The sequence below is a fragment of the Streptomyces sp. RLA012 genome (genome assembly GCF_056270325.1).
Window position 1 is genome coordinate 9,508,791 of the sequence record NZ_JBWDPA010000002.1, and the last position, 24,872, is coordinate 9,533,662.

The 24,872-nt window shown below is 68.3% G+C and carries 22 protein-coding genes and 1 pseudogene; 15 read left to right on the forward strand and 8 right to left on the reverse strand.

Annotated elements, in window-relative coordinates:
- Positions 1–329: 329 nt before the first annotated feature.
- The 3 genes from RV986_RS43245 to RV986_RS43255 are packed head-to-tail and all read left to right on the forward strand — an operon-like array spanning position 330 to position 2,820.
- Positions 330–2,012 carry an ATP-dependent nuclease gene (locus RV986_RS43245; protein ID WP_475922610.1) on the forward strand — a complete coding sequence of 561 codons (1,683 nt, stop codon included), beginning with the start codon at positions 330–332 and terminating at the stop codon, positions 2,010–2,012.
- 4 nt (positions 2,013–2,016) lie between these two features.
- Positions 2,017–2,214: a hypothetical protein gene (locus tag RV986_RS43250; RefSeq protein WP_475922611.1), complete on the forward strand. Its 198-nt coding sequence runs from the start codon at positions 2,017–2,019 to the stop codon at positions 2,212–2,214.
- A gap of 3 nt (positions 2,215–2,217) precedes the next feature.
- Positions 2,218–2,820 carry a UvrD-helicase domain-containing protein gene (locus tag RV986_RS43255; RefSeq protein WP_475922612.1) on the forward strand — a complete coding sequence of 201 codons (603 nt, stop codon included), beginning with the start codon at positions 2,218–2,220 and terminating at the stop codon, positions 2,818–2,820.
- Here RV986_RS43255 and RV986_RS43260 read toward each other — a convergent pair.
- Positions 2,804–4,519 carry an IS1182 family transposase gene (locus RV986_RS43260; RefSeq protein WP_475922613.1) on the reverse strand — a complete coding sequence of 572 codons (1,716 nt, stop codon included), beginning with the start codon at positions 4,517–4,519 and terminating at the stop codon, positions 2,804–2,806. The genes RV986_RS43255 and RV986_RS43260 overlap by 17 nt on opposite strands.
- Positions 4,520–4,607: 88 nt before the next feature.
- Here RV986_RS43260 and RV986_RS43265 point away from each other — a divergent pair, with 88 nt between their 5' ends.
- Positions 4,608–5,969, forward strand: a complete 1,362-nt coding sequence (locus tag RV986_RS43265) for a UvrD-helicase domain-containing protein (protein ID WP_475924646.1) — start codon at positions 4,608–4,610, stop codon at positions 5,967–5,969.
- A 136-nt stretch (positions 5,970–6,105) separates the two neighbouring features.
- Here RV986_RS43265 and RV986_RS43270 read toward each other — a convergent pair.
- A protein-coding gene (locus tag RV986_RS43270; protein WP_475915484.1) for an IS3 family transposase occupies positions 6,106–7,289 on the reverse strand; the annotation gives its coding sequence in 2 pieces (ribosomal slippage) (positions 6,106–7,025 and positions 7,025–7,289; 1,185 coding nt in all).
- 185 nt (positions 7,290–7,474) lie between these two features.
- On the opposite strand from RV986_RS43270, the gene RV986_RS43275 reads away from it, so the two are divergent.
- From RV986_RS43275 to RV986_RS43285, 3 genes are read left to right on the forward strand one after another with little or no spacing between them, the layout of a single operon-like run.
- The gene (locus tag RV986_RS43275; RefSeq protein WP_475922614.1) at positions 7,475–8,104 is read left to right on the forward strand and encodes a hypothetical protein; all 630 of its coding nucleotides are present in this window, start codon (positions 7,475–7,477) and stop codon (positions 8,102–8,104) included.
- 35 nt (positions 8,105–8,139) lie between these two features.
- A complete protein-coding gene (locus tag RV986_RS43280) occupies positions 8,140–8,430 on the forward strand; it encodes a transposase (protein ID WP_102914224.1) in 291 nt (96 codons plus the stop codon).
- A complete protein-coding gene (locus RV986_RS43285; RefSeq protein ID WP_475915735.1) occupies positions 8,418–9,359 on the forward strand; it encodes an IS3 family transposase in 942 nt (313 codons plus the stop codon). The genes RV986_RS43280 and RV986_RS43285 overlap by 13 nt, the downstream gene beginning before the upstream one ends.
- Here RV986_RS43285 and RV986_RS43290 read toward each other — a convergent pair.
- Positions 9,310–9,978 carry an AAA family ATPase gene (locus tag RV986_RS43290; protein WP_475922615.1) on the reverse strand — a complete coding sequence of 223 codons (669 nt, stop codon included), beginning with the start codon at positions 9,976–9,978 and terminating at the stop codon, positions 9,310–9,312. The genes RV986_RS43285 and RV986_RS43290 overlap by 50 nt on opposite strands.
- A 319-nt stretch (positions 9,979–10,297) precedes the next feature.
- On the opposite strand from RV986_RS43290, the gene RV986_RS43295 reads away from it, so the two are divergent.
- A complete protein-coding gene (locus tag RV986_RS43295) occupies positions 10,298–11,986 on the forward strand; it encodes a serine/threonine protein kinase (RefSeq protein ID WP_475922616.1) in 1,689 nt (562 codons plus the stop codon).
- A gap of 224 nt (positions 11,987–12,210) precedes the next feature.
- Here RV986_RS43295 and RV986_RS43300 read toward each other — a convergent pair.
- A protein-coding gene (locus tag RV986_RS43300) for an IS3 family transposase (RefSeq protein ID WP_475915430.1) occupies positions 12,211–13,451 on the reverse strand; the annotation gives its coding sequence in 2 pieces (ribosomal slippage) (positions 12,211–13,178 and positions 13,178–13,451; 1,242 coding nt in all).
- Positions 13,452–13,599: 148 nt separating this feature from the next.
- On the reverse strand, positions 13,600–15,147 hold the full coding sequence (locus RV986_RS43305) for a hypothetical protein (protein ID WP_475922617.1): 1,548 nt from the start codon (positions 15,145–15,147) through the stop codon (positions 13,600–13,602).
- 264 nt (positions 15,148–15,411) lie between these two features.
- Here RV986_RS43305 and RV986_RS43310 point away from each other — a divergent pair.
- Positions 15,412–15,804: pseudogene (locus RV986_RS43310) on the forward strand (sacsin N-terminal ATP-binding-like domain-containing protein); the annotation flags it as partial.
- A 158-nt stretch (positions 15,805–15,962) separates the two neighbouring features.
- Positions 15,963–16,478, forward strand: a complete 516-nt coding sequence (locus tag RV986_RS43315; RefSeq protein ID WP_475924749.1) for a hypothetical protein — start codon at positions 15,963–15,965, stop codon at positions 16,476–16,478.
- Between the two features lie 514 nt (positions 16,479–16,992).
- Here the strand turns inward: RV986_RS43315 and RV986_RS43320 are convergent.
- Positions 16,993–17,868 carry an undecaprenyl-diphosphate phosphatase gene (locus tag RV986_RS43320; RefSeq protein WP_475922618.1) on the reverse strand — a complete coding sequence of 292 codons (876 nt, stop codon included), beginning with the start codon at positions 17,866–17,868 and terminating at the stop codon, positions 16,993–16,995.
- Positions 17,869–18,199: 331 nt separating this feature from the next.
- On the opposite strand from RV986_RS43320, the gene RV986_RS43325 reads away from it, so the two are divergent.
- Genes RV986_RS43325 through RV986_RS43335 form a run of 3 tightly spaced genes read left to right on the forward strand, consistent with a single transcriptional unit; the run spans position 18,200 to position 21,182 of the window.
- Positions 18,200–19,450, forward strand: a complete 1,251-nt coding sequence (locus RV986_RS43325; RefSeq protein WP_475922619.1) for a Gfo/Idh/MocA family protein — start codon at positions 18,200–18,202, stop codon at positions 19,448–19,450.
- Entirely contained in the window at positions 19,447–20,388 is a 942-nt protein-coding gene (locus tag RV986_RS43330; protein ID WP_475922620.1) for a DUF6807 domain-containing protein, read from the forward strand. The genes RV986_RS43325 and RV986_RS43330 overlap by 4 nt, the downstream gene beginning before the upstream one ends.
- The gene (locus tag RV986_RS43335; protein WP_475922621.1) at positions 20,385–21,182 is read left to right on the forward strand and encodes a cupin domain-containing protein; all 798 of its coding nucleotides are present in this window, start codon (positions 20,385–20,387) and stop codon (positions 21,180–21,182) included. Before RV986_RS43330 ends, RV986_RS43335 begins: the two co-directional genes overlap by 4 nt.
- Positions 21,183–21,287: 105 nt before the next feature.
- Here RV986_RS43335 and RV986_RS43340 read toward each other — a convergent pair whose 3' ends face one another.
- Entirely contained in the window at positions 21,288–21,749 is a 462-nt protein-coding gene (locus tag RV986_RS43340; protein ID WP_475922622.1) for a winged helix-turn-helix transcriptional regulator, read from the reverse strand.
- Between the two features lie 102 nt (positions 21,750–21,851).
- Here RV986_RS43340 and RV986_RS43345 point away from each other — a divergent pair, with 102 nt between their 5' ends.
- On the forward strand, positions 21,852–23,021 hold the full coding sequence (locus RV986_RS43345) for a thiolase family protein (protein ID WP_475922623.1): 1,170 nt from the start codon (positions 21,852–21,854) through the stop codon (positions 23,019–23,021).
- 79 nt (positions 23,022–23,100) lie between these two features.
- Here RV986_RS43345 and RV986_RS43350 read toward each other — a convergent pair whose 3' ends face one another.
- Positions 23,101–23,880, reverse strand: coding sequence for a TVP38/TMEM64 family protein (locus RV986_RS43350; RefSeq protein WP_475922624.1), 780 nt, complete (start codon positions 23,878–23,880; stop codon positions 23,101–23,103).
- A gap of 49 nt (positions 23,881–23,929) precedes the next feature.
- On the opposite strand from RV986_RS43350, the gene RV986_RS43355 reads away from it, so the two are divergent.
- A complete protein-coding gene (locus RV986_RS43355; protein WP_475922625.1) occupies positions 23,930–24,664 on the forward strand; it encodes a DNA alkylation repair protein in 735 nt (244 codons plus the stop codon).
- The last annotated feature ends 208 nt before the right edge of the window (positions 24,665–24,872 follow it).

The following is a 24,872-nucleotide window of genomic DNA, read 5'->3' on the forward strand; positions in this document are numbered from 1 at the left end:
CTGCCGGGGCACTCACCAGGTGCCCAGAGCACCCGCCCAAGCGCCCGCGCTCGACACCACCCGTACACCAGCCCCCACCAGGACGGATGAGTTTTTCGGCAGGCGCACCGTCTCCTTGCAGGCCGTGCCGCAATGACGATCTCGCCCTGCTGCTGGAGTCGACGATCTGAGGTGTCTATTTCCAGCTTTGGGAGCGGATTCTCCTAACGAGGCCCAAGTGTTGTGATGAATCGTATGATGCGTCAGAACCGCACACGAGTAGGGCACTTGAGGCGGTTGAAGCCGCCTGGGCCATCCGGGGCTCGGGCCTCACCGCTCGGGGGACGTCGTTGTACCTTGCCTGCCTGTACGCGGAGAACTTCCGGATCTTCGGCGCGGCGCCGCAGAAGGACGGTGACAACGACGCCAGTCTGTGCCTGGACTTCGGTCCCGCCACGAACGTCCTCGTCGGCGAGAACGACAGCGGCAAGACGGCCATCATCGATGCGATCCGCCTCTGCCTGCTGACGACCGCGGCTGACTTCTACCGCATCACGCGCGACGACTTCCACGTCGGACCGGGCGGCCGAGCAGGCACCTTCAAGATCACCTGTGGCTTCAAGAACCTGACGACAGAAGAACAAGCGGTCTTCCTGGAACTGCTCACCACCGACGGCGACGGCAACGTCGCCCTCTATGTCACCGTCAAAGCGGAGCTGATGGAGCCGCTGCCTCCCCACAGGGTCTCGGTAACCACTCGCACGGGACGCGACGGGCAGGGACCCGCTCTGGACGGTGCCGCCCGCGAACTGCTGAAGGCCACCTACCTGCGCCCGTTGCGGGATGCCGAGGCCGAACTGCGCTCCGGCCGGGGATCGCGGCTGTCGCAGATCCTCGCCGGCTACCCGGCCATGCGCGCCCAGGGCGCGGACGACTTCGACAAGGAGGATGACAGCGCCACCACCCTGGTCGGCATCCTGCGCCGCGCGGAACGCCACATCGGTGACAACGAGGCGGTGGCCGCGGCCCGGAACGACATTAACACCGGCTACCTGAACAAGTTCTCCATCGGTTCCGACGTCCTGCGCGCCGAGATCGGCGTCGCCGGTGACGCCACCCTGGCCCGTGCGCTGGAGCGGCTGGAGCTGACGCTGTTCGCGGGAACGGGGGAGTGGACCCGGCACGGTCTGGGCTACAACAACGCTCTGTTCATGGCTGCCGAACTGGTGCTGCTCAGCAACAGCGCCTTCGCACCCCTGCTGCTGATCGAGGAACCCGAAGCCCACCTCCACCCGCAGCTGCAGACCCGCATCATGGACCTCCTGCGGGATCGTGCCGAGGCCGCCAAGACGACCCGGACGCCGCCGGTCCAGGTCGTCCTCACCACCCACAGCCCCAACCTGGCCTCGGCCATCCCGGTCGAACACCTCACGCTCGTCGCCCGCGGATCGACCTTCCGCCTGGCCCCGGGACTGACCTGTCTCGACGAGGGCGACTACGCCTTCCTCACCCGCTTCCTCGACGTGACCAAGGCCAACCTGTTCTTCGCCCGCAGCGTCGCCATCGTCGAAGGCGACGCCGAAGCCATCGTTTTGCCCGCCCTCGCACAGGCTGTCGGCCGGTCGTTCAGCGAATGCGGCGTCAGCGTCGTCAATGTCGGCGGCGTCGGTCTCTTCCGCTACAGCCGGATCTTCCAGCGCGAGGGCGAGCAGATACCGGTCGCGGTGGCCTGCCTGCATCCGGGACCGGGACCTGGTGCCCGCTGGCACTTCGGAGGAGATGCGCAAGCAGCTGAAGTGCTCGGCGGAGATGACCGGGCAGCAGATCGCCGATCACGTCGCAGCGCTGAAGGAAAAGGACAGCGGCCACGTGCGCACCTTCGTTTCCGACCACTGGACGTTGGAGTACGACCTGGCCGCAGCCTCCTGGACCATGGCGACCCTCATGCACCAGGCCGTCCGCGCTGCTGTCGCCTCCAAGACCACCTGGCCCACTGCGGACAGGCTCGCCGAGCTGGACCGCTTGGCGCATGAGGAGGTGAAGAAGTGGCGAGAGAGCAACGTCCCGCTGGAGAAGGCGGCCTTGGACATTTATGAGCCGCTGCGGATGGGCCGGGGCAACAAGCCGATCGCCGCCCAACACGCGGCCCGCCTCCTGCAGACCACCTCGGTGACCGATGGCGATCTGCCGCCCTACCTCGTGGCCGCCTTCACGTATCTGTGCAGCGAGGTCTGAGCGATGACACCCCTCTACGCCCCCGACGTCTTCATCAAGGACAAGGTCGAGGCACTCGCTCAGCAACTCGGCCTCGAACTGCCGCACCAGGAACAGTGGGACTTCATCCAAAGCGCGGAATCCCTGGACCTGCAAGCAGCTCCCGGCTCGGGCAAGACCAGCCTGATCGGCCTCAAACTCGCCCTCCTGAGCCAGGGATGGACCTCGCCCACGCGCGGCATCTGCGTCCTGTCCCACACCAACACGGCCAAGGACGAGATCACCCACCGCCTCACCGCCACACCGGCGGGACGCCGCCTGCTGCAGTACCCGCACTTCATCGGCACGATCCAGGCCTTCACCAACACCTTCCTCGCCCTGCCGGCCCTACGGTCCCGGGGCATTGAAGTCCAGACCGTAGACGACGACACTTACGCGGACGAAGCCCTCCGGCTGCTCGAACGCCACCCCCGGTTCCGGAAACTCAACACCGCACTCGGGCACCGCACGAATGGCCCCGCACTCGTCGCCGAGGCCCGCTACGTCTGCGACGCCGGAGACCTGATCGCGACGGGCCCTGATGGCACCCCGGACCCTGTTGCCCATTCGGCTACGCGGCGAGGCTGAGTTCGAGTCGGGCGAGGTGGCTGGTGTGGCGGCGGTCGAGTGGTTTGCCGTTCCACCAGGCGTTCAGGCGGATGAGGTTGAGGGCGACGGCGCTGTGGACGTGTTCGAGGTGGGTCTTGGCCAGGCCGCGGTAGCGGGCCCGGCGGCTGTCGGTGACGGCGAGGGCCTGTCGGATGGTGCCCTCGACGCCGGAGCGTAGGGCGTATGCGTCCTGCCAGTGCCGGTCGGCCTGCTCGGCGCGGGCGGTACGCAGGGCTTCGGTCAGCGGGCGCGGGTTCAAGGTGAGCTGGCGGAAGCCCCGGCGGCTGGTGGTGCACAACTCGCGGACCGGGCAGGGGCCGCAGGCCGGTTTGGTGAAAGCGACCACGATCATCGGATAGCCGTGCTGGGTGCACGGGCTCCAGGAAGAGCTGGTCTGCCCCTGGGGGCAGGTGACCTGCTGGTACTTCCAGTCGATGGTGAATGCGTCGGCCTGGAAGCCGGCGTTCTCGCGGGCCTGGCGGGACTGGTCGAGCAGAACCGGGGTGATCAGTGCGATGCCGTAGGTCTGGCGGGACTTCACGATCAGGTCGGCGCTGGGGTAGCCGGAGTCGAGGTAGTGCTCGCCCGGGAGCAGGCCGCGGCGCTGCAATTGCTGGTGGATGCCGTCCAGGGCCTTGGTGTCGGGGACGGTGGAGGCGGTGGTGGCCACGTTCGTGATCAGGTTCGGGGCGGTGCGCTCCTTTTCAGGCGCGCCCGTGCAGCTCTCGCTCACGTGCAGCTTGAACCCGTTCCAGAACGTGTCGCGCTTGGCGGACCAGCGGGTGTCGAGGTCGTAGGGGGAAGCGATGCGCAGATGGCCGGGCGGAAGCCCGTCACCACCCTCCTCGGTCCTGGTGCGCCGGGCCACGACCTCGCGCCCGCCCCGTGCGGTGGTGCGGGTGTAGTTCTGCAGCAGCACGGTGCGCAGGGTCTGCACCGCGGGCAGCTCTCGCAGCCAGGGTTCGGAGCGTGGATCGTAGACGGCGCTGAGCAGGGCGAAGCCGTCGCGGGCGTAGGTCAGCGCGAGCTGGTCGCGCTTGGTGGCGGAGGAAGGCATGCGCCAGGTGTCGATCCGGGTGTCGTAGCGGCGCGACCAGCCGGGCACGTCCAGCACGCCGGCGACCCAGTGCGGCGCGGCCACCGTCAACGCCTCCACCGCCGCCCGCACGCTCTCCCCTGCCAGCTCCAGGCGGTTCAGGTCCCGCACCGCGGAGACGATATGGGTGGAGTCGGTGCGCTGCTTGCCCCCGGCACCGGCCAGACCCTGCTCCGTCAGCCTGGCCAGCAGCAGGTCCAGGACCTTCTCCTCCAGATGGTGCTCGACCACCCGGGTACGGAACTGGGACAGCACGGTGAAGTCGAAGCCGGTGTCGGTCAGCTCCAACCCGAGCGCGTAGGCCCACGAAAGCCGGTCACGCACCGCCTCAGCGGCTTGGCGGTCCGTCAAGTTCTCCGCCATCTGGAACACCGTCACCAACGCGAGCCGACCCGGGGACCAGCCCGCCGGCCCTGTCGCGCCAAAAGCCTCCGCGAACTCCTCGTCCGGGAACAGTTCCCCCAGCCGGTCGCGCACCGCCACCGGCAACGGCACCTGCCGCCCGTAGTTCTTCGCCCGTACCGCCCGCGCCACCACGGGATCCGGCTCCGGCCACGACCGCGGCTCCATCGACACGCCCATCCCACCCCACGACCGGGGACCAGGAAAGAACCGACCGCACCACCAACCCTGCCAGCACCACCAAGCCGCTGTCAGCCTTCAACTGCCAATAGGCAACAGGGTCACCCCGCCCTTCAAAGCGTCCAGCGACAGTGGCCAACAATTCGCCGCTCTCAAGGAAGCGCTCACCGAGCGAGGCGTCTTCCGCTACCACGACATGTTCGCCCTCGCCAAGCACCACCTCTTTCATCACCCCCAGCTCGCGCTGGCTGTCGCCCACCGCTTTCCCTTCGTTCTCCTGGACGAAATGCAGGACACCAGCGACCTCCAGCAACGCCTGCTCGACAAGGTCTTCGGCCCGCCGGGCACGGTCGTGCAGCGTGTGGGTGACGTCAACCAGCGCATCTTCGCCGACGCACCGGATGCCGCACAGCCCTCGTCGTTTCCCCTGCCGCACGCCGCCCAACTCCCCGTCAGCCGCCGGTTCGGCAGCAAGATCGCAGCACTCGCCAGCGACCTCACGGTCCACCGCCGCCAACGCATCGATGGCGGCGGCCACGACGGTACCGTCGCCCTGCTGCTCTTCGACGACGACACCGTCGCCGAGGTCGTACCGGCCTTCGAACGGATGGCAGCGGCCACGGTCCCCCGCCAGCTGCTGCTGGACAACCCGCCCCGCGTCCTGGGCGCCCGCCTCACGCGGGGAAGCGCCAAGGCCTTTCCACAATCCCTCTCCTGCTACGTACCCGGCTTCACCGCCACGCCGGTCCAGACAACCGGCAGTTTCATCACGACGGCACGTACCGCCCAGGCCCAGCGGCAATCCGGCGACAACCACGCAGCCGTCACGCTCCTGTGGAACGCAGTCCGTGACGTAGCCCGACTTGCCAGTTCCGGCGGTCTGCCCCCGCTGAGACGACTGGACCGAGACCCGGCCACCGCCGGAGGCCGGGCACGCCTGCTCCTGCACGACATGCTGACGAGCCCACTCGACAGCCACGTCGAATGGACTGTCCTCACCGCCCGGCTTCTGCGGCTGCTGCCGGACCTGACTCAGAGCCCCTTGAAGGGGGTCGCCCGTCTCGCAGATCCCCTTGCCCACATCCCGTACGTCGCCCAGCCAGCGCCCCTGCCTGATGCGCCGGCTGATGCGGACCAGGGCGTGGTGGCGTCGGTTGCCGGATCGATCCAGAGCGCCAAGGGCGAAACCCACGCGGCCACACTCATCCTCGAATGCCTGGAACGCAGCGGCAAGAAGCACGACGTACACGAGGTCCTCGGACTCCTGAGCCGACAACAGGACGCCTCCCGGGCCCTGGTCACGATCCAGCGCGCGGCACAACTCGTCTTCGTGGGCGCCACCCGCCCCACTCACCTGCTCGCCTTTGCCGCGCACCGCACACGAGCCGAACCGTACGTCGAGGCGATGACGGCCCGCGGCTGGTCTGTCCACGACATCAGCTTGCGCTAGAACCTGCGACAGCGCGGCCTGTGCCGTCTCGTGATGCGCCGTGCTGCGGCCGCTGCTCCGTCCATAGCCCGGCAGGACCTGGAGAGAGGTACTGAGGGGCCGCGCGTTTTCCGGACAGCTGCCGTGCGCCTGAAATCTACGCTGCGAGCCGCATGTTGCGATGCTCGAGATATGCCTCACGTGGCGTCAAGTATCCGATTGCCGAGTGAAGTCGCATGCGATTGTACCAAAATTCAATGTACCTCGTGATGTCCTGTCGGGCTTCCTCCCGCGTGCTATACGTGATTCGACTCACCCGCTCGTTCTTCAGGGCCCCGAAAAAAGACTCAGCCATGGCGTTGTCGTAGCAGATTCCGGTCCGGCCGGCGGAGCGCCGGAGGTTGAGCTGGTCGAGAGTCTTGCCATACTCGGCGGACATGTAGTTGCTGCCTCGATCGGAGTGGAATATGGCCTTCTTGGCGAGCTTTCGGTTGCGCGCAGCGTTCTTGATGGCTCGGGATATGAGTGGCGTTTGGTAGTGGTCGTCCATGGCGTACCCGATGACTTCTTTTGTGCAGCAGTCGATGACGGTCGCCAGATAGAGCCAGCCTTCGCCGGTAGGGATATAGGTGATATCCCCGACCATCTTTTCTCCTGGCCGTTCTGCGGTGAAGTTGCGGCCGACCAAGTCGGGCACGGGGAACGGCATGTCGGCCTTGGTCAGGCTGAAACGCTTGGGCTTGGGCTGGCAGGGCACCAGGCCCAGCTCCCGCATGACCTGGCGGACGAGCTCCAGCCCGGCCTGCACGTCCCAGCGGCGCAGCTGCGCGTGCACGCGCCGGTAGCCGTAGGTGCTGTCGGAGTCCTCGAATATCTTCTCGATAATGACCTTGAGTTCTTCCCGACGGACAGCCGTGGCGGATTCCGGCCTGTTGCGCCATTCGTAGTAGCCGGAGCGGGAGACGTCGAGCTTGGTGCACATGAAATCTACAGGGAATGCGTACTCCGCTGTGTCGAGTCTCGTCTGATCGATGAACTCGAACTTGTCACTTATCGGTGATCCTTCGCGAAGTACGCTGCGGCTTTTTTCAGGAAACTGTTTTCCATCTCCAGCTCGCGGTTCCGCCGTTCAAGTTCCTTCAGGCGTGCGCGCTCATTTACGGTCAGTTCCGCATCAGCCGAAGGCTCCTGCTGCATCTGATGCTTCTTCACCCAGCCGCGAAGGGTTTCCGAATTGAGGCCGAGCTCCCGAGCAACCTCGGTGACGGTCTTACTCGACCTCAGCGCGACCTGGACGGCTTCCTCGCGGAACTCCGGTGAGTACTTGCTGGGTGGTGCCACAGTTACCTCGTTTCCTTTGAACAGAGATCCTATTGGGTCTCTGTCCGGAAACCTCGGGGCACCTCATACACCGGACCGTCTTCATGTCCGGAAATGGTTGTGCGTGAGTCCCGCCACATTGCCTGGCGTGCAGCGGCCATGGATCCTGAAAGGCTTGCCACAGTGGCAGGCGTTTGGGGGATGTGATGGCCCGCCCGGCAGTACGTGATGGCAGCGATCCCAAAGCCGTCCGTGACACTCGCGTATTGATCGACTGCCTGCAGGAGCTGGTGCGGGGTGCCATCTCCAAGACCGTCCGGAACTGTGCCAAGTACCCGGAAACGGTGTGGCTCGCGGATGCCCCCGACGGGATCGTGCGCCGTGCTGCGGACGCTGACCCTCGCATCCTGGTGGTCAAGCACCGTCCGCCCAAAGAAGCACCGCCGCTGCCGGCGATCCTGCAAGGGAGGGTGTCCGCCGAGGCCGCCACCATGGTCGGTCCGCAGCCTCCCGGACTGATCGACGACACGTCGAATGATCGTCAAGCTGTCGACATCCAGGCTGGTGGGGAGGAGAACCAGCTGGAATTGGAGCGCGGCAGTTCCGAGGAACGCAAGGCGTACGAGACCTGGGCCGGCAAGTGGATGCGATGGTCGCAGGAAGAACTGGCGGCCGAGCCGCAGCGACGACTGCACCAGCAGCTGTACCGGATGGCCAAGAAGATCGAGCAGGACAGTGACACCTTCGAAGTAGTCTTGGCCGTAGGTCTCTTGCAACTCGGGGCCGAACGCCCCTCGGCCCGGGTCCGCCGGCACATCGTGACCTTCCCCTCGTAGCGTAGAGACCCTGACTGCAGGGGAAGTTGAGGGTCATGGCAGGCAAGAGGCGGAAGTTCGACGCGGAGTTCCGTGAGGGGGCTGTGCGGATCGTCGCCGAGACCGGCAAGCCGATCGCGCAGGTCGCGGAGGATCTCGGGATCAACGAGACCACGCTGGCGAGTTGGGTGTCGCGGGCTCGCAGGGCCGGCGGGGCCACGGCGACGGGTGAGAGCGAGGAGCTCGCGCGGCTGCGGCGGGAGAACGCGCAGCTGAAGAAGGACAACAAGGAGCTGGCCATGGAGCGTGATGTGCTCAAACGCTGCATGGTCTTGTGGGTGAAGTAGCTGTGGCGGACCCGGCGTTGCTTGTCGGGGTGATCAGCGACCAGAAGACCGTGCACAGCATTTCGCACCGCACCTCCTGTCGGGCCCTGGGCGTGTCGGAGGCGTGGTTCTACAAGTGGCGCCGCAGGCCGTCCGAGCCGACAAAACGCGAGATCAGACGCGCAGAGCTGGCCGAGCGGATCCGTTACTTCTTCGACTGCTCCGGCCGGACGTACGGCTCGCCGAGGATCACGCTGGATTTGTGGGAGGAGGGCTGGCAGGTGTCGCAGAACACCGTCGCCGAGATCATGGCCGAACTCGGCCTGCAGGGCCGCAAGCCGCCTCGTCGACGCCGCTCGCTCACCCGCCCAGGCAAGCGGAAGACCGCTCCTGACCTGGTGCGACGCAAGTTCGACGCCATCGCTCCCGACGTCTTGTGGTGGGGCGACATGACGGAGATCGAGACCGGAGAGGGCAAGCTCTACCTCGCATCCGTCCACGACGCCTTCTCCCGCCGCGCCCTTGGCTACGCGATGGGCGCGCGGCACGACGCCGCGCTGGTCAGCGCGGCCCTGCAGATGGCGATCGCGACCCGGGGCGGCCAGGTCGACGGCGTCATTTTCCATACGGACCGCGGCAGCGAATACACGTCCGAGGCGTTCCAGCAGCTGTGCGGCAGGTGGGGCGTGGTGCAGTCGATGGGGCGCGTCGGGTCGGCGCTGGACAACGCCGCCGCGGAGTCGTTCCACTCGGTCCTCAAGGTCGAGTACATCCACCGGCACACCTTCGCCACCCGCACCGAGGCCCGGCTGAAGACCGCCACGTGGATCGCGGACTTCTACAACACGAAACGCCGTCACAGCGCGGCCGGGGGGAAGCCACCCGCCGAGTTCGAACGGATCATCCAGGAAGCGCGAGCTCGGACCGATCAGGAAGGCCGGGCCGCATAACCAACGTCTCTACGCAACCAGGGGATTGACAGAGTTCACGGCTGACCGAGTCATCGACGGGGCTCACCGCACGGTATGTCGCCGTGAAGTACTCGTTGAACTTCCGACGCAGCCACTTGTAGCTGTCGAACTGGCTCCCAGCACGGCGAGCGGCTTCGCTGAAGTCCGCAAGGAGCTTCACCGGGTCGCCGGCAGCCAGCGTGGCAACGATGCGGACACTGCGGCAGGTCTCGTCAAGATCGAGGATCGCGGCGCTGATGGGGGCGAGATCGTCCTCCTCGTCGTATTCGACCGTGATCGAGAGACGAATGGCCGGCACCAGCTCAAGCGCCTTGCTCCGCAGGGCTCCAGCGGCCTCTTGGTCGCCCGCAGTGTCCAGCTGCGCGGCATCGGTGAACTGTCGGCGAGCGTGCTCCAGGTCGGCAATGCGACTCGTGGTGAAGTCCTCAAGGACGAACTTGACATCGTCGCTCGGGCTGAAGAATTTCTCGAACAGATTGACGAATGATGTCTTGCCGCTGTTGTTCCGGCCCACGACCAGTGTCGTCGACGCGTCGATCTGGATCTCCGCGTCACGTAAAGCGCGGAAGTTAGCCACTTTGGCGTGGGTGACGTGCATGGTGCTCCCGGAGCAGCCCGACGGATTCCGTGCCATCACCACGCCGTACAACCTGTGGCACGTGAGGCGACAAGCAGTATGTGTTACGAAAAGCTGCTGGGGGGAGTTTTTGGTCAAGGGGTGGACCGCTCGGGGAGCAACAGGCCCACCGCCGGGCGGCGTCTGGCAAATGTGGTGGGGAGCCTGCCGGATGCTATGCGGCCGACCGGGCGAGCAAGGCATGGACGGACCCCGTCTGTTGCCAACTGGCGTGCGGCGTCGGCGATCCCCGCTAGGGTTCACATCTCGTCCATAATCGTTCTCGGCAGGGGTCTTGTTCGTGTCGCGGATTGCTGCTCGTCGTGCTTCGGACCCGGCCCGGATCGGGCGTTTCCGGGTGGTCGGGGTGCTGGGCGCGGGTGGGATGGGCACCGTGTACGCCGCGGTGGGGGAGCGGGGCGAGCGGGTAGCGGTGAAGGCTGTGCACGCCGGGCAGGCGGCGGATGACCAGTTCCGGGCCCGGTTCCGGCGCGAAGTCACGGTGCTGCGGCGGGTTTCGGGTCCGTGCCTGGTACCGCTGCTGGAGGCCGATCCCGAAGCGGACATTCCGTGGCTGGCGACTGCCTACGTACCCGGCTCGACGCTCGGCGATCACACGGCGGTACACGGGCCACTGACCGGGATCCAGCTGCACCTGTTCGCGGCAGGTACGGCCGGGGCACTCGCAGCCGTGCACGCCGCCGGAGTGGTCCACCGCGACCTGAAGCCCGCGAACGTGATCCTGGCCCCGGACGGGCCGCGGGTGCTGGACTTCGGCATCGCCCACGTCGCCGACGGCACCGCGGTCACCCGCACCGGCATGCTGACCGGGACTCCGGGCTGGCTGAGCCCCGAGTACTACCGGGACGGCACTACCGGGCCGCCCGGGGACATTTTCGCCTGGGGTGCGCTGCTCGCTTTCGCCGCCACCGGCCGCCACCCCTTCGGCACCGGCAACGCCGAGGCCGTCGCGTTCCGCGTCCTCAGCGGCGAGCCGGACCTCGTCGGCGTCCCCGATGACTTGCTCAGCCTGGTAACGGCGTGTCTCGCCAAAGACCCGGCCTACCAGCCGTCGTGCGCCGTCGTGGCACAGAAGACCGGCGAACTGCTCGGCGAGCAGGCGACCCAGGTCCTTGGAGATGTCCACGACCGGCCGACCGAGGTCCCGAACTTGATCGCCGAGCAGTGGCACCCCCCGACCGTGGAAGACCCCGCCTGGCCCGCTCCCGACATACGCCGTCCCGGCAGGCGCGCATGGCTCATCGTCGCCGCGGCCGCCGTGTTTGCCGCGGCCGCGACGGGCACCTGGTTTGCGCTGGCCCCGAGCCACGCCCCCGCGAGCGCCACCCACTCCCCACAGGCAACTGCGGCCCGTTCCACGCCTGCCGCCGAACCGGCAGCGACCACGTCACGCCTCGCTCATCCAGCCACCAGCGAGTCACAGACCCCGACCGCGGCGGTCTCGTCCGCGCCGGCGCAGACCCAGGTGGTCACCCTCAGTCCCTGGTCACCGGGCGGTACCCCGGCAACCGGCATCACCATCACCGACTGGGCCAGCGGCTCCTGCTTCGGGACTGCCGAGTCCACCATGCGCACCGACGCCTGGCGCTGTACCGCCGGCGACCGGATCCTCGACCCCTGCTTCTCACCGGACTCCGATCCCTCGGACACCAACGCGCTGTGTCTGGACGGAGCCCCCGACCGCATGGTCGAGCTGTCGGTCGCTGAGGGCTTTCCCGGCAACAACAACCACATGCCGGGCGGACCCGACATCGAACCGATCATCCTCGTCCTGGCCAACGGCGCCCGCTGCTCGTTCGCCGGGGGCGGCACCGCGACGCTGGCGGGACAGCGCCTGAACTACGGCTGCGACAACGGCGGCTACCTGTACGGCTACCCGAACAAGACATCCGCCGTGTGGACCATCTCCTACGCCGCCCCCAGCAGCGGAGCCAGAGTCTCCACGCCGATCACCACCGTCTACCAGTAGCGCGCTGACGGCCACGCCGCTGAAGCGGCGGGTGGAGGCGTTTGGCCCGCGATCAACGCCGCAATGCGGCCGGAATCTCCAAGCCCAGCAGGTGGCGGAAGCGCCAACCGGGCCTTCCAGAAGAGCCGCAGCGAAGTACGAACGGCGTCCCTGTGGCGCCCCGGTCGTGTCTCCTGGGAGACGCCACCCGACATCTCTGAACCGTTCCGGGTTCGGTAGAGACTCTAGATTGTGGCTGTGACCTGCTGTTTTTGCGTGTTCTGGTAGTGGGTGGTTTCGTATTCGGCGGGTGGGACGTGGCCGATCTCACCGTGGAGTCGACGGTGGTTGTACCAATCGACGTACTCAGCGGTGGCCAACTCGACGTTGCTCAGGGCTTTCCAGGGCCGCTGCGGCTTGATGAGCTCGGTTTTGTAGAGCCCGATGGTCGATTCCATCAGGGCGTTGTCGAGGGCGTCCCCGACGGTGCCGATGGACGCGGCGATCTGTTCGGCGGCCAGGTGGGTGGCGAGCCGGAAGCTGGTGTACTGCGATCCGGCATCGGAGTGGTGGATCAACTCCCTTGCGGTGACGGGGTTTCCGGCCCGGTCACGCTGCCACAGCCCCATTTCCAGTGCGGACAGCACCAGCGGGGTCTGCTTGTTCGTCGCTGCGGACCAGCCGACGATCCGGCGGGAGAAGGTGTCGACGACGAAGGCGACGTAGACAGTGCCGGACCAGGTGGCCACGTAGGTGAAGTCCGCGACCCATACCCGGTTCGGAGCACTGGCCACGAACTGCCTGCTGAGCCGGTCCGGAGCCCGCTCGGCGTCCCTGTCCGCCACTTGGGTGGTGACGACCTTCTTGCCGCGCACCGCCCCGACCAGGCCCTCGGCCTTCATCAGCCGCTCGACGGTGCACCGGGCCACCTGATGGCCCTGGCGCTTGAGCTCGGCCCAGATCTTGCGGGCTCCGTAGACGCTGTAGTTGTCCTGGTAGATGCTGACGATCAGCGGCGCCAGTTCCGCGTCTCGCAGGGCACGGGCCGACGTGGGACGTTTCTTGTACGCGTAATAGGTGGACGGGTGGATGCTGCAGTCGTGCTCGGTGAGCGTCCTGCAGATCGGCTCGACTCCGCCGAAGCGGTCCCGGTGCTCGTCGATGAACGCTACGAGCGTGTGTGTGGCCGGTCGAGCTCGGCCGCGAAGAAACTCGCTGCGGCCTTCAGGATCTCGTTCGCCCGCTTCAGCTCGGCGACCTCTTTCTTGAGCGCTTTGAGCTGGGCGGATTCCTCGGTCGTGGTCCCGGTCCGGGCACCGGCGTCGACCTCGGCCTGACGCACCCAGTTCCGCAGGGACTCCGGCCCGATGTCGAGCTTCGCTCCGATCGACCGGATCGCCGCGGACTCCGTCTTGTACTGATCACGCGTCTCCAGGACCAGACGCACGGCCCGCTCCTTGAGCTCCTTCGGGTATTGCTTCGCCATAACGGACTCGATCCTTCCAAAAGATCGAGCCTCGATCAAACCCGGAACGGTTCAGTGCCTGGGAGCGCTTGGGCGTTCCGCTCACCATCGCCGCATGAACGATCCTCCGCCCTGTCCCTTCACAGACAGGGCGGAGGCGCTTACCTGATCAGGGGGGGCGTGCGACATCCTCTTCGGGCGGCGCCCAGCGCCCCTTGCTGTCGAACGGCCAGGGATGGGTGTAGAGATCGCCCTGAAGGAGTTCGCGCAGAGCCTCACGGCTGGCCGGGGGATCCGGCGGAGTTCCCAGCGGCGCGCACAGTGGATCAATCCGGTCTGCGTACGCCTCAGCCCACTGCAGCCACTCCAGCTCCTCCGCCGCAGCGGATGCGCCGTCGGCTCTCGTGCGGGCCGCGCGGCAGAAGGCGCGGATCTCGTCGGCCCGACGCCGTGCCTCCATCTGCTCGACCAGGACATTCGCTCGATGCCGCTCAACTTGTCGCACCCGTGCCTGCGCAACAGCCGCGTACCAGCGGCGTCGCTGCTCGGCCTTGCGGAGTTCCTCTTCCCGCAGCTGTCGTTCGGCCGCCTCGGCACGTTGTTCGAGATCGTGCAGAAGGTGCCCCAGGCGGTACTCCAGCGTCCACCGTGCGCTGTCCCTGTGGGTGTACGAATGCTGGTACCAGCTTTTGGCGGGCGCACCGAGTTCGAGGCGTCCGTTGAACTCGTGGTCGTACTTGGGGATACGCGTCCAAGGATTGCGTAGCTGTTGGCGGATCTCCTGAGTGGTCGGCTCGTGTGGCACCTTGGTCGTCTGCTCTGTGATCGCGAGCGGGAGCGCGTGTCCGCGGATGACGATGACCATCTGGTGTTCGGCTTGGCCGCGATGGAGATCGGTCCGGGTCTCCACCTGGTAGCCGCGGCTTTCCGCCTCGGTAAGGAGCGCGTGCATGATCCGCAGGGCACGGTCGGCCCGCTCCCGCGACACGTGCAGAGGGATGACCTCGGGCGTCCCGCGGGTGTCGACTACGGTCTTGGACCTGCCGAGGGCCTTGCACGTGGCACGGACGAGCTGATGGGGACGGCCCAGCACGTCGGGGACGTCGATGGTCGGTACCGGCGGCGGTTGCGCAGCTCTCTCGGCTTCCTCGTCGACCAACGTGAAGACGCAGTCGCCACGCTGCCGTCCGGTCCAGCGCAGCTTGAGCTCGCCTGGCACGTGATCGTGATGGAGCGCGTCGTAGGAGGCCGCCCGCCACCGCCCCCGGGTCTGCGGGCCCGGATCAGGGACGGTGAGCTTCCAGATAGTCGCGGACTGCAGTCGAGCGATCAGCTCGGCTCCGTCGGTAGGAGCGCGCTCGGCCTGTTCGGCATCACCGGCCAAGCGCTCCTTCTCGGCTTGGACCTCCTTGGGATGCTTGCCGTGTTTGAGGTAGTAGCGGCCGTCCGACGTCACCACTGCGACGTGCCCGCTACCGCGCCAGTTCCGCTTGATCAGCCCACGCTGCTCAAGGGCCCAAGCCGTGTTCGAACTCTTGGGAGCGATGGGCACGGCACTGGACGCTGCACCGATCTGGCGGAGCATGGCAGCCTGCTGTTCAGTCAGCGTGTACTTCACGAGCTTCGGCTCCACCTCGACGAGCTGCGGGCAGACCACCAAGGTAGGGCCGATGAATAGGCTCGGAACGCTTCCCGTCGCCCGTTCGGGTTCCACCACCCGAACCTGGTCGTGTTGAGGTCAGCCAATGGTGTAGGTGGCTTGCCGGGCTCAACCCGTCGAACAGCGTGCCGGGGCTGCTCTTTGGGCTCGGATCGTACGGCGGCAGGTCCTTGCGTTGGCATGCGCTGATTGCGCTGGTCTCAGCACCCTGTGTCGTGGGGGAGCGCCGAGGCAAGCGGGGACAGGGATGAGCACGGGGAAGCGGTGCGTCGAAGGGCCGCGGAAGAGTGGGGAATTGCGTCCGCCGATGCGCTCTTCTCCATGGAGGGCATCCCAGAAGGAGCCGTCATACCGGAGCCGGAGGGTGAGGCGGCGACTGAGGCGGCGGTCGAGCGACTCGGTAGCCGGTTCGCGCGACTGGACGGTCAAGTACGGCACGCGCTGAGACGTACCCGAGATCACGCAGGTAATCTGTCGAGCGACCGTCTCCAGGGACTCTCGAAGATCGTGCAGAATGCCGAGGACCTCGGCGCCACGGACGTACGCATTCTGACGAGGGGACAGGAACTCCTCGTCGCCCACAACGGCAGCCCCGTACGGTTGCCGGACGTTCCGGCCCTGACGATGCCCTGGCTGACAAGCAAGGCAGAGCAGGCGGAATCCACCGGCAGGTTCGGGATCGGCCTGATGACCCTCCAGTCCCTCTCCCCGCATCTGGAAGTTCACTGCGGGCATTACCGGTTTCGCGTCGGGGATCCGGACATTTCCGTGGCCGAGCCGTTCCCGGCGCCCGACTGGTTCGCCAGCGACACTTGGACGGTTCTAGGGGTTCCGCTGGAGCCGGGCGTGCTCGGCGCGGACGAGGTGGACGCGTGGCTTGCCGAGTGGGGGTGCTGCGGGTGCGCCCGGAGGGAGCGAGCACGTGGTTCGGCGCGGTCGGGCCGATGCTCGTGGCCACCGTGCCGCTGGCTCTGCGTCGGCGCTTCCCGCTGACCGTTCTGTGGGGCGTCGTGGCCGCTTTGCTCATGGCCCCGGACAGCCTGGCGCGAAGCATCTTCTACATGTTCGTGATTGCCACCTACAGCGCCGTCGTGCACAGCCCGTACCCGGTGCCGACCCTGGCGAGCGTCCCGGCGTGCCTGCTCGTGATCAGTCTCCTGGCCCGCAATCCGGAACTGCCCGACGTCCCGACCGAGTACGTGCCGTTCCTCATCCTGATTCCCTTGGCCGCGGTGGCGTCCGGGATACGTATCTGGCGGCTGTTCGCGGGCGATCCGGGCCCGCTCCTGCTCGGCGGCGCGGCGCAGTTCCTCCGCCCTCCGTCCCTCCAACTCGGCCATCCGTGCATGGCGTTCGTCGGCGCGGCGTCACCCACAACGTCAGCATGATGGTCATCCAGGCCGGCGCCGCCCGCAGGGTCCTGGATGCGGCGTTGTGCAGCCCGCGAGGCACTGCTCGCCGCTCGCTATTGGAGCTGGAGGCCGCGACGGTGACCGGCCCGAGGGTCGGTCTGCATGAGCGCCTTGACCGGCCCGTACGGCAACGTGTGAAAGCGTGGAGGCACGCCTCGGCCGGCTCACCCTCACGGCCGCCGCGCTGGACGCCCTCACCGGCGATGCCTGGGACACGGTGGACGAACGGCTGCGTTTCCTCATGGAGAGGGTCGCGGCCTAGGCCGGACATGAACCTCAGATGACCCGTTCCACCCTCTATACGGAAGGGCCCGCACGGAGTGCGGGCCCTTCCGCGTCATCCCCTACGTTGCGGACGCACACGCCCTAAGAGGGCGTATCCCGCCTCCCCCGTGGGAGATGAGTGGGAGACAAGTGGGAGATGATCATGGCGTGGTGCTGCAATCAGGCGCTAGGAAATGCTAGATACCGCTACCTGCGCGGCCCTGGTTCAGCCGCCGGATTCGCCCGCGTGCGGGCTCAGCGCACCCATGCTGACCAGCACAATCACCGCCACACCGAGCGCGATCCGGTACCAGACGAACGGCATGAAGCTCTTGTGCGAGATGAACTTCATGAACCACGCGATGACGGCGTAACCGACCGCGAACGCGATGACCGTCGCGAAGATCGTCGGCCCCCAGGACACCTCGCCGCTCGCGGTGGCGTCCTTGACCTCGAACGTGCCCGAGGCGAGCACGGCCGGCATGGCGAGGAGGAAGGAGTAACGGGCCGCGGCCTCACGGGTGTAGCCCATGAACAGACCGCCGCTGATGGTCGCGCCGGACCGCGAGACGCCGGGGATCAGTGCCATCGCCTGGCAGAGGCCGAACAACAGGCCGTCCTTGGCGCTCAGGTCCTCAAGGGACTTGCGCTGCTTGGGCGCCCGGTGCTTCCCCCCGGTCTCGTCGCGCGCCGCGAGCCGGTCCGCGACGCCGATGACGACGCCCATGACGATGAGCATCGTCGCGGTGATCCGCAGATCGCGGAAGGGGCCCTCGATCTGGTCCTTGAGGGTCAGACCGAGCACACCGATCGGTATGGAGCCGACGATGACCAGCCAGCCCATCTGGGCGTCGTGGTCGCTGCGCATCGCCTTGTTCGTGAGCGAGCGGAACCACGCGGCGAGGATCCGGCCCACGTCCTTGCGGAAGTAGATCAGTACCGCGGCCTCCGTGCCGAGCTGGGTGATCGCGGTGAAGGCCGCTCCTGGGTCCTCCCAGCCGGAGAACGCCGCGGTCAGGCGCAGATGCGCGCTGGAGGAGACGGGAAGGAATTCGGTCAGCCCCTGGACGAGTCCGAGGATGAGGGATTCAAACCAAGACATGAAGTGAGGTGGTCCAAGCGCTGATCGAGGAGGGCGGCGGACACGCCGTGCCGCGATGGGCGGTGATCACGGGTGTTGGGGGCAGCGTAGCGTCCCGCTGTGACAGTCCGACCACAGGGGTTTCGCAGCCGTACATCCGCGGTACGTGCGCGACCGCGCCCCGGGGCGGGCGGCAACGTTGTCCATCGTGTGACCGGGGTGTTGACCTGCCGCTGGACCGCCGCATACGTTGCGCGGGAGAGAAAGCGCTTGCTGTCGCCGGTTCCGCTTCGGTGACACCATGCGTTGGCCAACGTCTGACGTCACGTCCGATGGAGCGCTGATCACGCACATGAGCACATCCCGCAACAACGCCACCAGCCCCGCGACCTCGTCGAACAGCCCCGAGGCCGCCACCAGCCGTCCCGCGCTCCCGTTCGAGGGCCGCCGCGTCAGGGCCGCCGTCATCGGTACGGGCGCCATCGCGCGCGGGAGCCATGTTCCCGCGCTCGCCCGGCTCGCCGAGGAGGGCGAGACGGAGATCGTCGCCGCGGTCGACATCGCGGAGGACGCCGCTCAGAAGTTCTGCGCCGAGACAGGCATCCCGCACGCGTACACCGATCTGGACCGCATGCTCCGGGAGCAGCGGCCCGACCTGGTCGCCATCTGCACCCCGCCGACCCTGCACCGCGACCAGACCGTCGCCGCGCTGCGTGCCGGAGCCTGGGCGTGGTGCGAGAAGCCGCCGGTCCTGACGCTCGCCGACTTCGACGCCGTCGAGGCGCAGGAGGGCAAGGACCGGGGCCCGTACGCGGCCATCGTCTTCCAGCACCGGTTCGGCTCGGGCTCCCGGCATGTGCGGCGCCTCATCGCCGAGCGGACCATGGGCCGCCCGCTCGTCGCGCACTGCCAGACCACCTGGTACCGCAACGCCGCGTACTACGCCGTGCCCTGGCGCGGCCGCTGGGAGACCGAGGGCGGCGGGCCCGCGATGGGGCACGGCATCCATCAGATGGACCTGCTCCTGGACCTGATGGGGCCGTGGAGCGAGGTGCGGGCGATGGCCGGGCGCCTGGTGCACGACGTGGAGACGGAGGACGTCTCGACCGCCCTCGTCCGCTTCGAGAACGGCGCGCTGGCCACGATCGTCAACAGCGTCCTCAGCCCCGACGAGGTGAGCCGCATCCGCATCGACTGCGAACGCGCCACCGTCGAGCTCACCCACCTCTACGGCCACAGCAACGACAACTGGCGGATCACCCCGGCCCCTGACGTGTCCGACGAGGACGTGGCGGCCTGGCGGGACTTCGGTCCGGATGTACCCAGTTCGCACCTGGAGCAGCTGCGGGAGCTGGTCGCGAGCATGCGCGCGGGCGAGCGGCCGCGCAGCAGCGGCGCCGACGGGCGCACCAGCCTGGAACTGATCACCGCGCTCTACAAGTCGGCGTTCACGGACACGACCGTGCATGCCGGGGACGTCGGTCCCGGGGATCCGTTCTACACGGCCCTGCACGGGGGTGCGCCGGGCTGGGCGCCGCCCGCCGCGTCCACGGCGGCCCCCGGTGAGTCCCCGTCCACCGTGAGCCAGGAGGTGTCGGCGTGACCGGGTCCGCGCAGGGTGCGCTGCGTATCGTCCACGCCCATGGTGATCGCATCACGATCAGTGACACCGGCACCGGCGTGGAGCTGCTGAGTTACGTCTACCGGCCCGAGGCGGCCTGGGAGGCCCCGAAGCCGTATCTGCATCCCCTCAGGACGCTGGCGGGCGACGTCGTCACGGACTACCGGCCCAACGACCACCGCTGGCACAAGGGCCTCCAGATGACGGCCTCGCACCTCTCCGGTGCCAACCTGTGGGGCGGCAACACGTACGTCCACGGGGAGGGATACCTCGAACTCCCCGAGCGCGTCGGGTCGATGGCCCACGTCGGCTTCGACGAGGTGGCCTCGGACGGGGCCCGCGCGGTCATCGCCGAGCGGCTGACCTGGCATCCGTACGACGGTGAGCTGTGGGCCGAGGAGGAGCGCCGCGTCGAGGTGCACGACGTCGATCCAGCGGCCGGCTCGTGGGCGCTGACCTGGACGACCGCGGTCACCAACCGGCGCGACGAACCGCTGCGCTTCGGCAGTCCGACCACCGCGGGGCGGGAGATGGCCGGCTACACGGGCCTGTTCTGGCGCGGACCGCGTGCCTTCCGGGACGGCCGGATCATCGGGCCCGACTCCGAAGGGCCCGGCCTGATGGGGCGGCAGGCGCCCTGGCTCGCGTACTCCGGCGAGCACGACGGCGCCGACGGCCATGCCACCCTCGTGTTCGTGCACGCCCCCGAGAGCGACCATGCCGGGGAGGTGGGCGCCCACCCGGCCCACTGGTTCGTGCGCAACGACCCGTTCGCCGCCGTCGCCCCCTCGTTCGCCTTCTTCGACGAGCTCGAACTCGCCCCCGGCGACACCCTCACCCGCCGCTACCGGGTCGTGGTGGCCGACGGGGCCTGGGAGCGCGAGGAGGTCGCCACATACCTGGAGGAGCACCCGTGGTGAGCGACCTGCACGAGACCCCGGTGTTCACCGGACTGCCGGGAGCCGTCGCCGTCTCGCACCTGTGCGTGTACGACTGGCCCGCGGCCGACGGAGTCTCCGGCGGAACGCCTCATCTGCATCTGACCTGCGCGGAGGCGTACGTCGTCACCGGCGGACGCGGAGCGGTGCAGACGCTGACGACGTCCGGGTACGAGGTCACGCCGCTCGAACCCGGCACGGTCGCGTGGTTCACGCCGGGCACCATCCACCGGCTCGTCAACGAGGACGATCTGCGCATCACCGTTCTCATGCAGAACAACGGGCTGCCGGAGGCGGGCGACGCCGTACTCACGCTGCCCCCGGAGTATCTGACCGACCCCGGGACGTACGCGGCCGCGACGGTCATTCCGGCCGACGCGCCCGAGGAGGAGCAGGAGCGGGTCGCCCGGGCCCGGCGCGACCTCGCCCTGGAGGGGTACCGGGCGCTGCGCGAGGCGGACGGGCCGGAGCCGCTCGCCGCGTTCCACCGGGCCGCGGCCGCGCTGGTGCGGCCCCGGCTCGCCGAGTGGCGCGAGCGGTGGCGGCGCGGCGCCGAGGCCGCCGCCGCGCTGGTGCGGCCCCGGCTCGCCGAGTGGCGCGAGCGGTGGCGGCGCGGCGCCGAGGCCGCCGCCGCGGCCACGGGGGAGCAGCTCGACCGGCTGGAGCGGGGCGACGTCTCCCACCTCGCCGACGCCCTCGTACGGGCCGAACAGCCGTCCGCGCACGGCAGGTTCGGGATGTGCGGACGGCTCGACGTCTACAAGGGGACCGATTAGCCCCTACGGGGGTTCGTGGGGACCGATTAGCCCCTACGGGGGTTCGTGGGGACCGATTGGCCCCTACGGGGGTTCTTCCGGGCCCGCGCCACCGCAGGTCCGTCCCTACGCCACCGCAGGCCCCGTCGTCGTCCAGCCCGGGGTCTGCGGGTGGGCCGTCAGATGGCCGTGCTCGACCACCTCGCCGCACTCCCGGCACACGACCTGCGGGACCAGCTCATGGCCGCAGGTGTGCTCCAGCACCATGGGACGGAAACCGCCCTCCTGGAGATGGCGGTCGCCCCACGCCATCAACGTGTGCAGCACCGGCTCCAGTTCCAGACCGGCCTGGGTGGACCGGTACTCGTAGCGCTTCGGGCGGTCGCTGTACTCGACCTTCTCCAGCACGCCGGCCTCGACGAGTCGTTTCAGCCGGGCGGTGAGCACATCGCGCGGTGCGCCGATGTTGCGGACGAGCTGGTCGAAGCGAGTGGCGCCGAGCGACACCTCGCGCAGTACCAGCAGGGAGTACTTCTCGCCGACGAGAGCGAGTGTGTCGGCGATCGAACAGGGGCGGGCGTCCTTCATGCCACCAGTCTAGGGGGTGGGTTGGTTTGTCCAACCCACTGAGTTACTCTTGAGTCACCTAGTGGGTTTGGAAAACAAACTCGGTGAGTTTGGAGATCAACCATGCGTGACGCCGTCATCGTCGAAGCCGTACGCACCCCCATCGGCAAGGGCAGGCCGAACGGCTCCCTCGCCCACATCCACCCCGTGGAGCTCCTCGCCCACACACTGCGCACCCTCGTCGAGCGCTCCGGAGTCGATCCGGCGCTGATCGACGACGTCATCGGCGGCACCGTCAGCCAGGTGGGCGAGCAGGCCGCGAACATCACCCGGTACGCCGTGCTCTCGGCGGGCTTTCCCGAGACGGTGCCCGCGACCACCGTGGACCGCCAGTGCGGCTCGTCCCAGCAGGCCGTGCACTTCGCGGCGCAGGGCGTCCTGTCGGGGGCGTACGACATGGTCGTCGCCTGCGGTGTGGAGTCGATGAGCCGCGTGCCGATGGGCTCGAACGTCCGAGGCGCGGCGGATCCCTTCGGCCTCGGGATCGCGGCGCGCTTCCCCGAGGGCCTGGTGCCGCAGGGCATCAGTGCCGAGCTCATCGCCGCCAAGTGGGGGCTGTCGCGCGCGCAGCTGGACGCCTTCGCGGTCGGCTCCCACCAGAAGGCGGCCGCGGCGTGGGACAACGGCCTCTTCGATGCCGAGGTCGCGCCCCTGGAGGGCGTGACGCGCGACGAGAGCGTCCGGCCCGCCAGCACCACCGAGATACTCGCCGGGCTCAGGCCCGCCTACTACGACCCGACCTACGCCGAGCGCTTCCCGCAGATCGACTGGTCGGTCACGGCGGGCAACGCGAGCCCGATCAACGACGGCGCGTCGGCCGTGCTCATCACGTCGAGCGAGACCGCGGCCCGGCTCGGCCTGCGCCCGCTCGCCCGCCTGCACAGCTTCGCCGTCACCGGCTCCGACCCGCTCCTGATGCTCACGGGCGTCGTCCCGGCCACCGAGAAGGTGCTCCGCAGGGCGGGGCTCACCCTCGGCGAGATCGACCTCTTCGAGGTGAACGAGGCCTTCGCGAGTGTCGTGCTGACCTGGCAGCAGGAGACGGGCGCGGATCTGTCCCGGGTCAACGTGCACGGCGGGGCCATCGCGCTCGGCCACCCGCTCGGCGCGAGCGGCACCCGGCTGACGACCACCCTCGTCCACGCGATGCGCGAGCGCGGAGCCCGCTACGGCCTGCAGACGATGTGCGAGGCGGGCGGACTCGCCAACGCCATGGTGCTGGAGGCCGTGTAACCCCGGACGGTCCCGGACGGACGACCCGGGACGACCCGGGACCGCACCGCTCCTCGCCGGCTGCCGTGCCGGAGGCTGATCAGTGTCCGCGCAGGTGGTGGCGCTTGCGCCAGGCCACCACCCCGCCGATCAGGGCCGGCAGCGTGATGAAGCCCATGGCGATCAGGAAGGCGGGGGAGGTCGGCGCGGAGGCCCGGGCGCCCGCGACGGCGTACGCGGCGGTGTTCGGGATCGATCCCAGGGCGGTGGCGAGGAGGAACGGCAGCCAGCCCATGCGGGAGACGGCCGCGCAGTAGTTCGCCGCCCAGAAGGGCACTCCGGGGAACAGCCGGGCCATCATCATCGTGCGGAAGCCGTGCCGGCTGAGCTGGCCGTCGGCGGCCTTCAGCCAGCGGGCCCGCAGCAGCGGGCGCAGCGCGTCCTGCCCGAGGATCCGGCCGAGCCCGAACGCGACACCGGCGCCGAGCACCGTGCCCGCGAGCGCGGTGCCGAGGCCCAGTTGGGAGCCGAAGAGCGCGCCCGCGGCGAGGTTGAGCAGCGGCCGGGGTACGAACGCCACCGTGCACAGCCCGTACGCCACCGCGAACACCGTGGCAGCCGCGGCGCCGCTGAGCTGTGGCGGCCAGCCGTCGGAGAGCAGCCGCTGCGGTTCGAAGAGCAGCACGCTCGACGCGGCCGCCGCGAGCAGCACCAGGAGCAGGGAGAGCCGGGACCAGGGCGAGAGCAGGACTCTTGTGCAGCGGGCGGCGAGGCCCGTGGGCGTAGAGACGGCGAACTCCGCGGCCAGGGAGAGCTCAGCGGCGGGAGCCGGGGGAACGGCTGTGGCGGTGCCCCCAGAGCGGGTGGTGGCATCGAGCATTCGGCGACAGTAACCGACCCGTGTGTGTGATCGCCGTATGGTTCCCCTCATGGGCGTCACAGCTTCCGGAACATCGGGTGCGCGGTTCGAGGTGCCGAACAGTTCCCTCGCCGACACCGTGCTCGAACGGCTCACCGCGACCTATGCCGCGGCCGCCGATCCGGAACGGGCCGCGTCCATGCGCGCGTACATGAAGGACGTCGCCCCCTTCCTCGGCCTGACCACGTCCGATCGCCGCGCGTTGTCCCGCACGGTCCTCCTGGGAACAGGGGTCCCTGTAGAGGCCGATTGCACCGCTGTGGCCCTGCGCTGCTGGGCGCTGCCGGAGCGCGAGTACCACTACTTCGCCGTCGACTATCTGCGCCGCCATGTGAGGCAACTCTCTTCCGCTTTCCTCCCGGTGACGCGTCGGCTCGTCGGCACGGTCTCCTGGTGGGACACCGTCGACGCACTCGCCTCCCACGTAGTGGGAGGCCTGGTGGCCGCCGATCCGAAGCTCGGGAGCGACATGGACGCGTGGATCGCTGACGACGACCGGTGGGTCGCGCGGACGGCCCTGCTCCACCAGCTCCGTTACAAGGAGGCGACCGACACCGAGCGGCTCTTCGCCTACTGCGTACGGCAGTCCGGACATCCCGACTTCTTCATCCGTAAAGCGATCGGCTGGTGCCTGCGCGAGTACGCGAAGACGGACCCGGAGGCGGTACGGGACTTCGTCGCCCGGGAACGGGGGCGGCTCGCGCCCCTCTCCGTACGCGAGGCCCTCAAGAACATCGGCCCCTGAGACACCCTCAGAAACGCTCGCCACACGGGCACGCGTGGCGAGAAAAACCATTCGACGTGGCCGGATCCGTCGGCGATGATCGCGTCATGTTCCGGCACGCCTTCCTCTTCGCAGCATCCGCAGTCGCGGATGCGCCGAAGGCTGCCGTCCCGATCATCGTGGCCGCCGTCGACGGCGCCCGAAGCTGACCCTTCCCGGATCGTCCGGC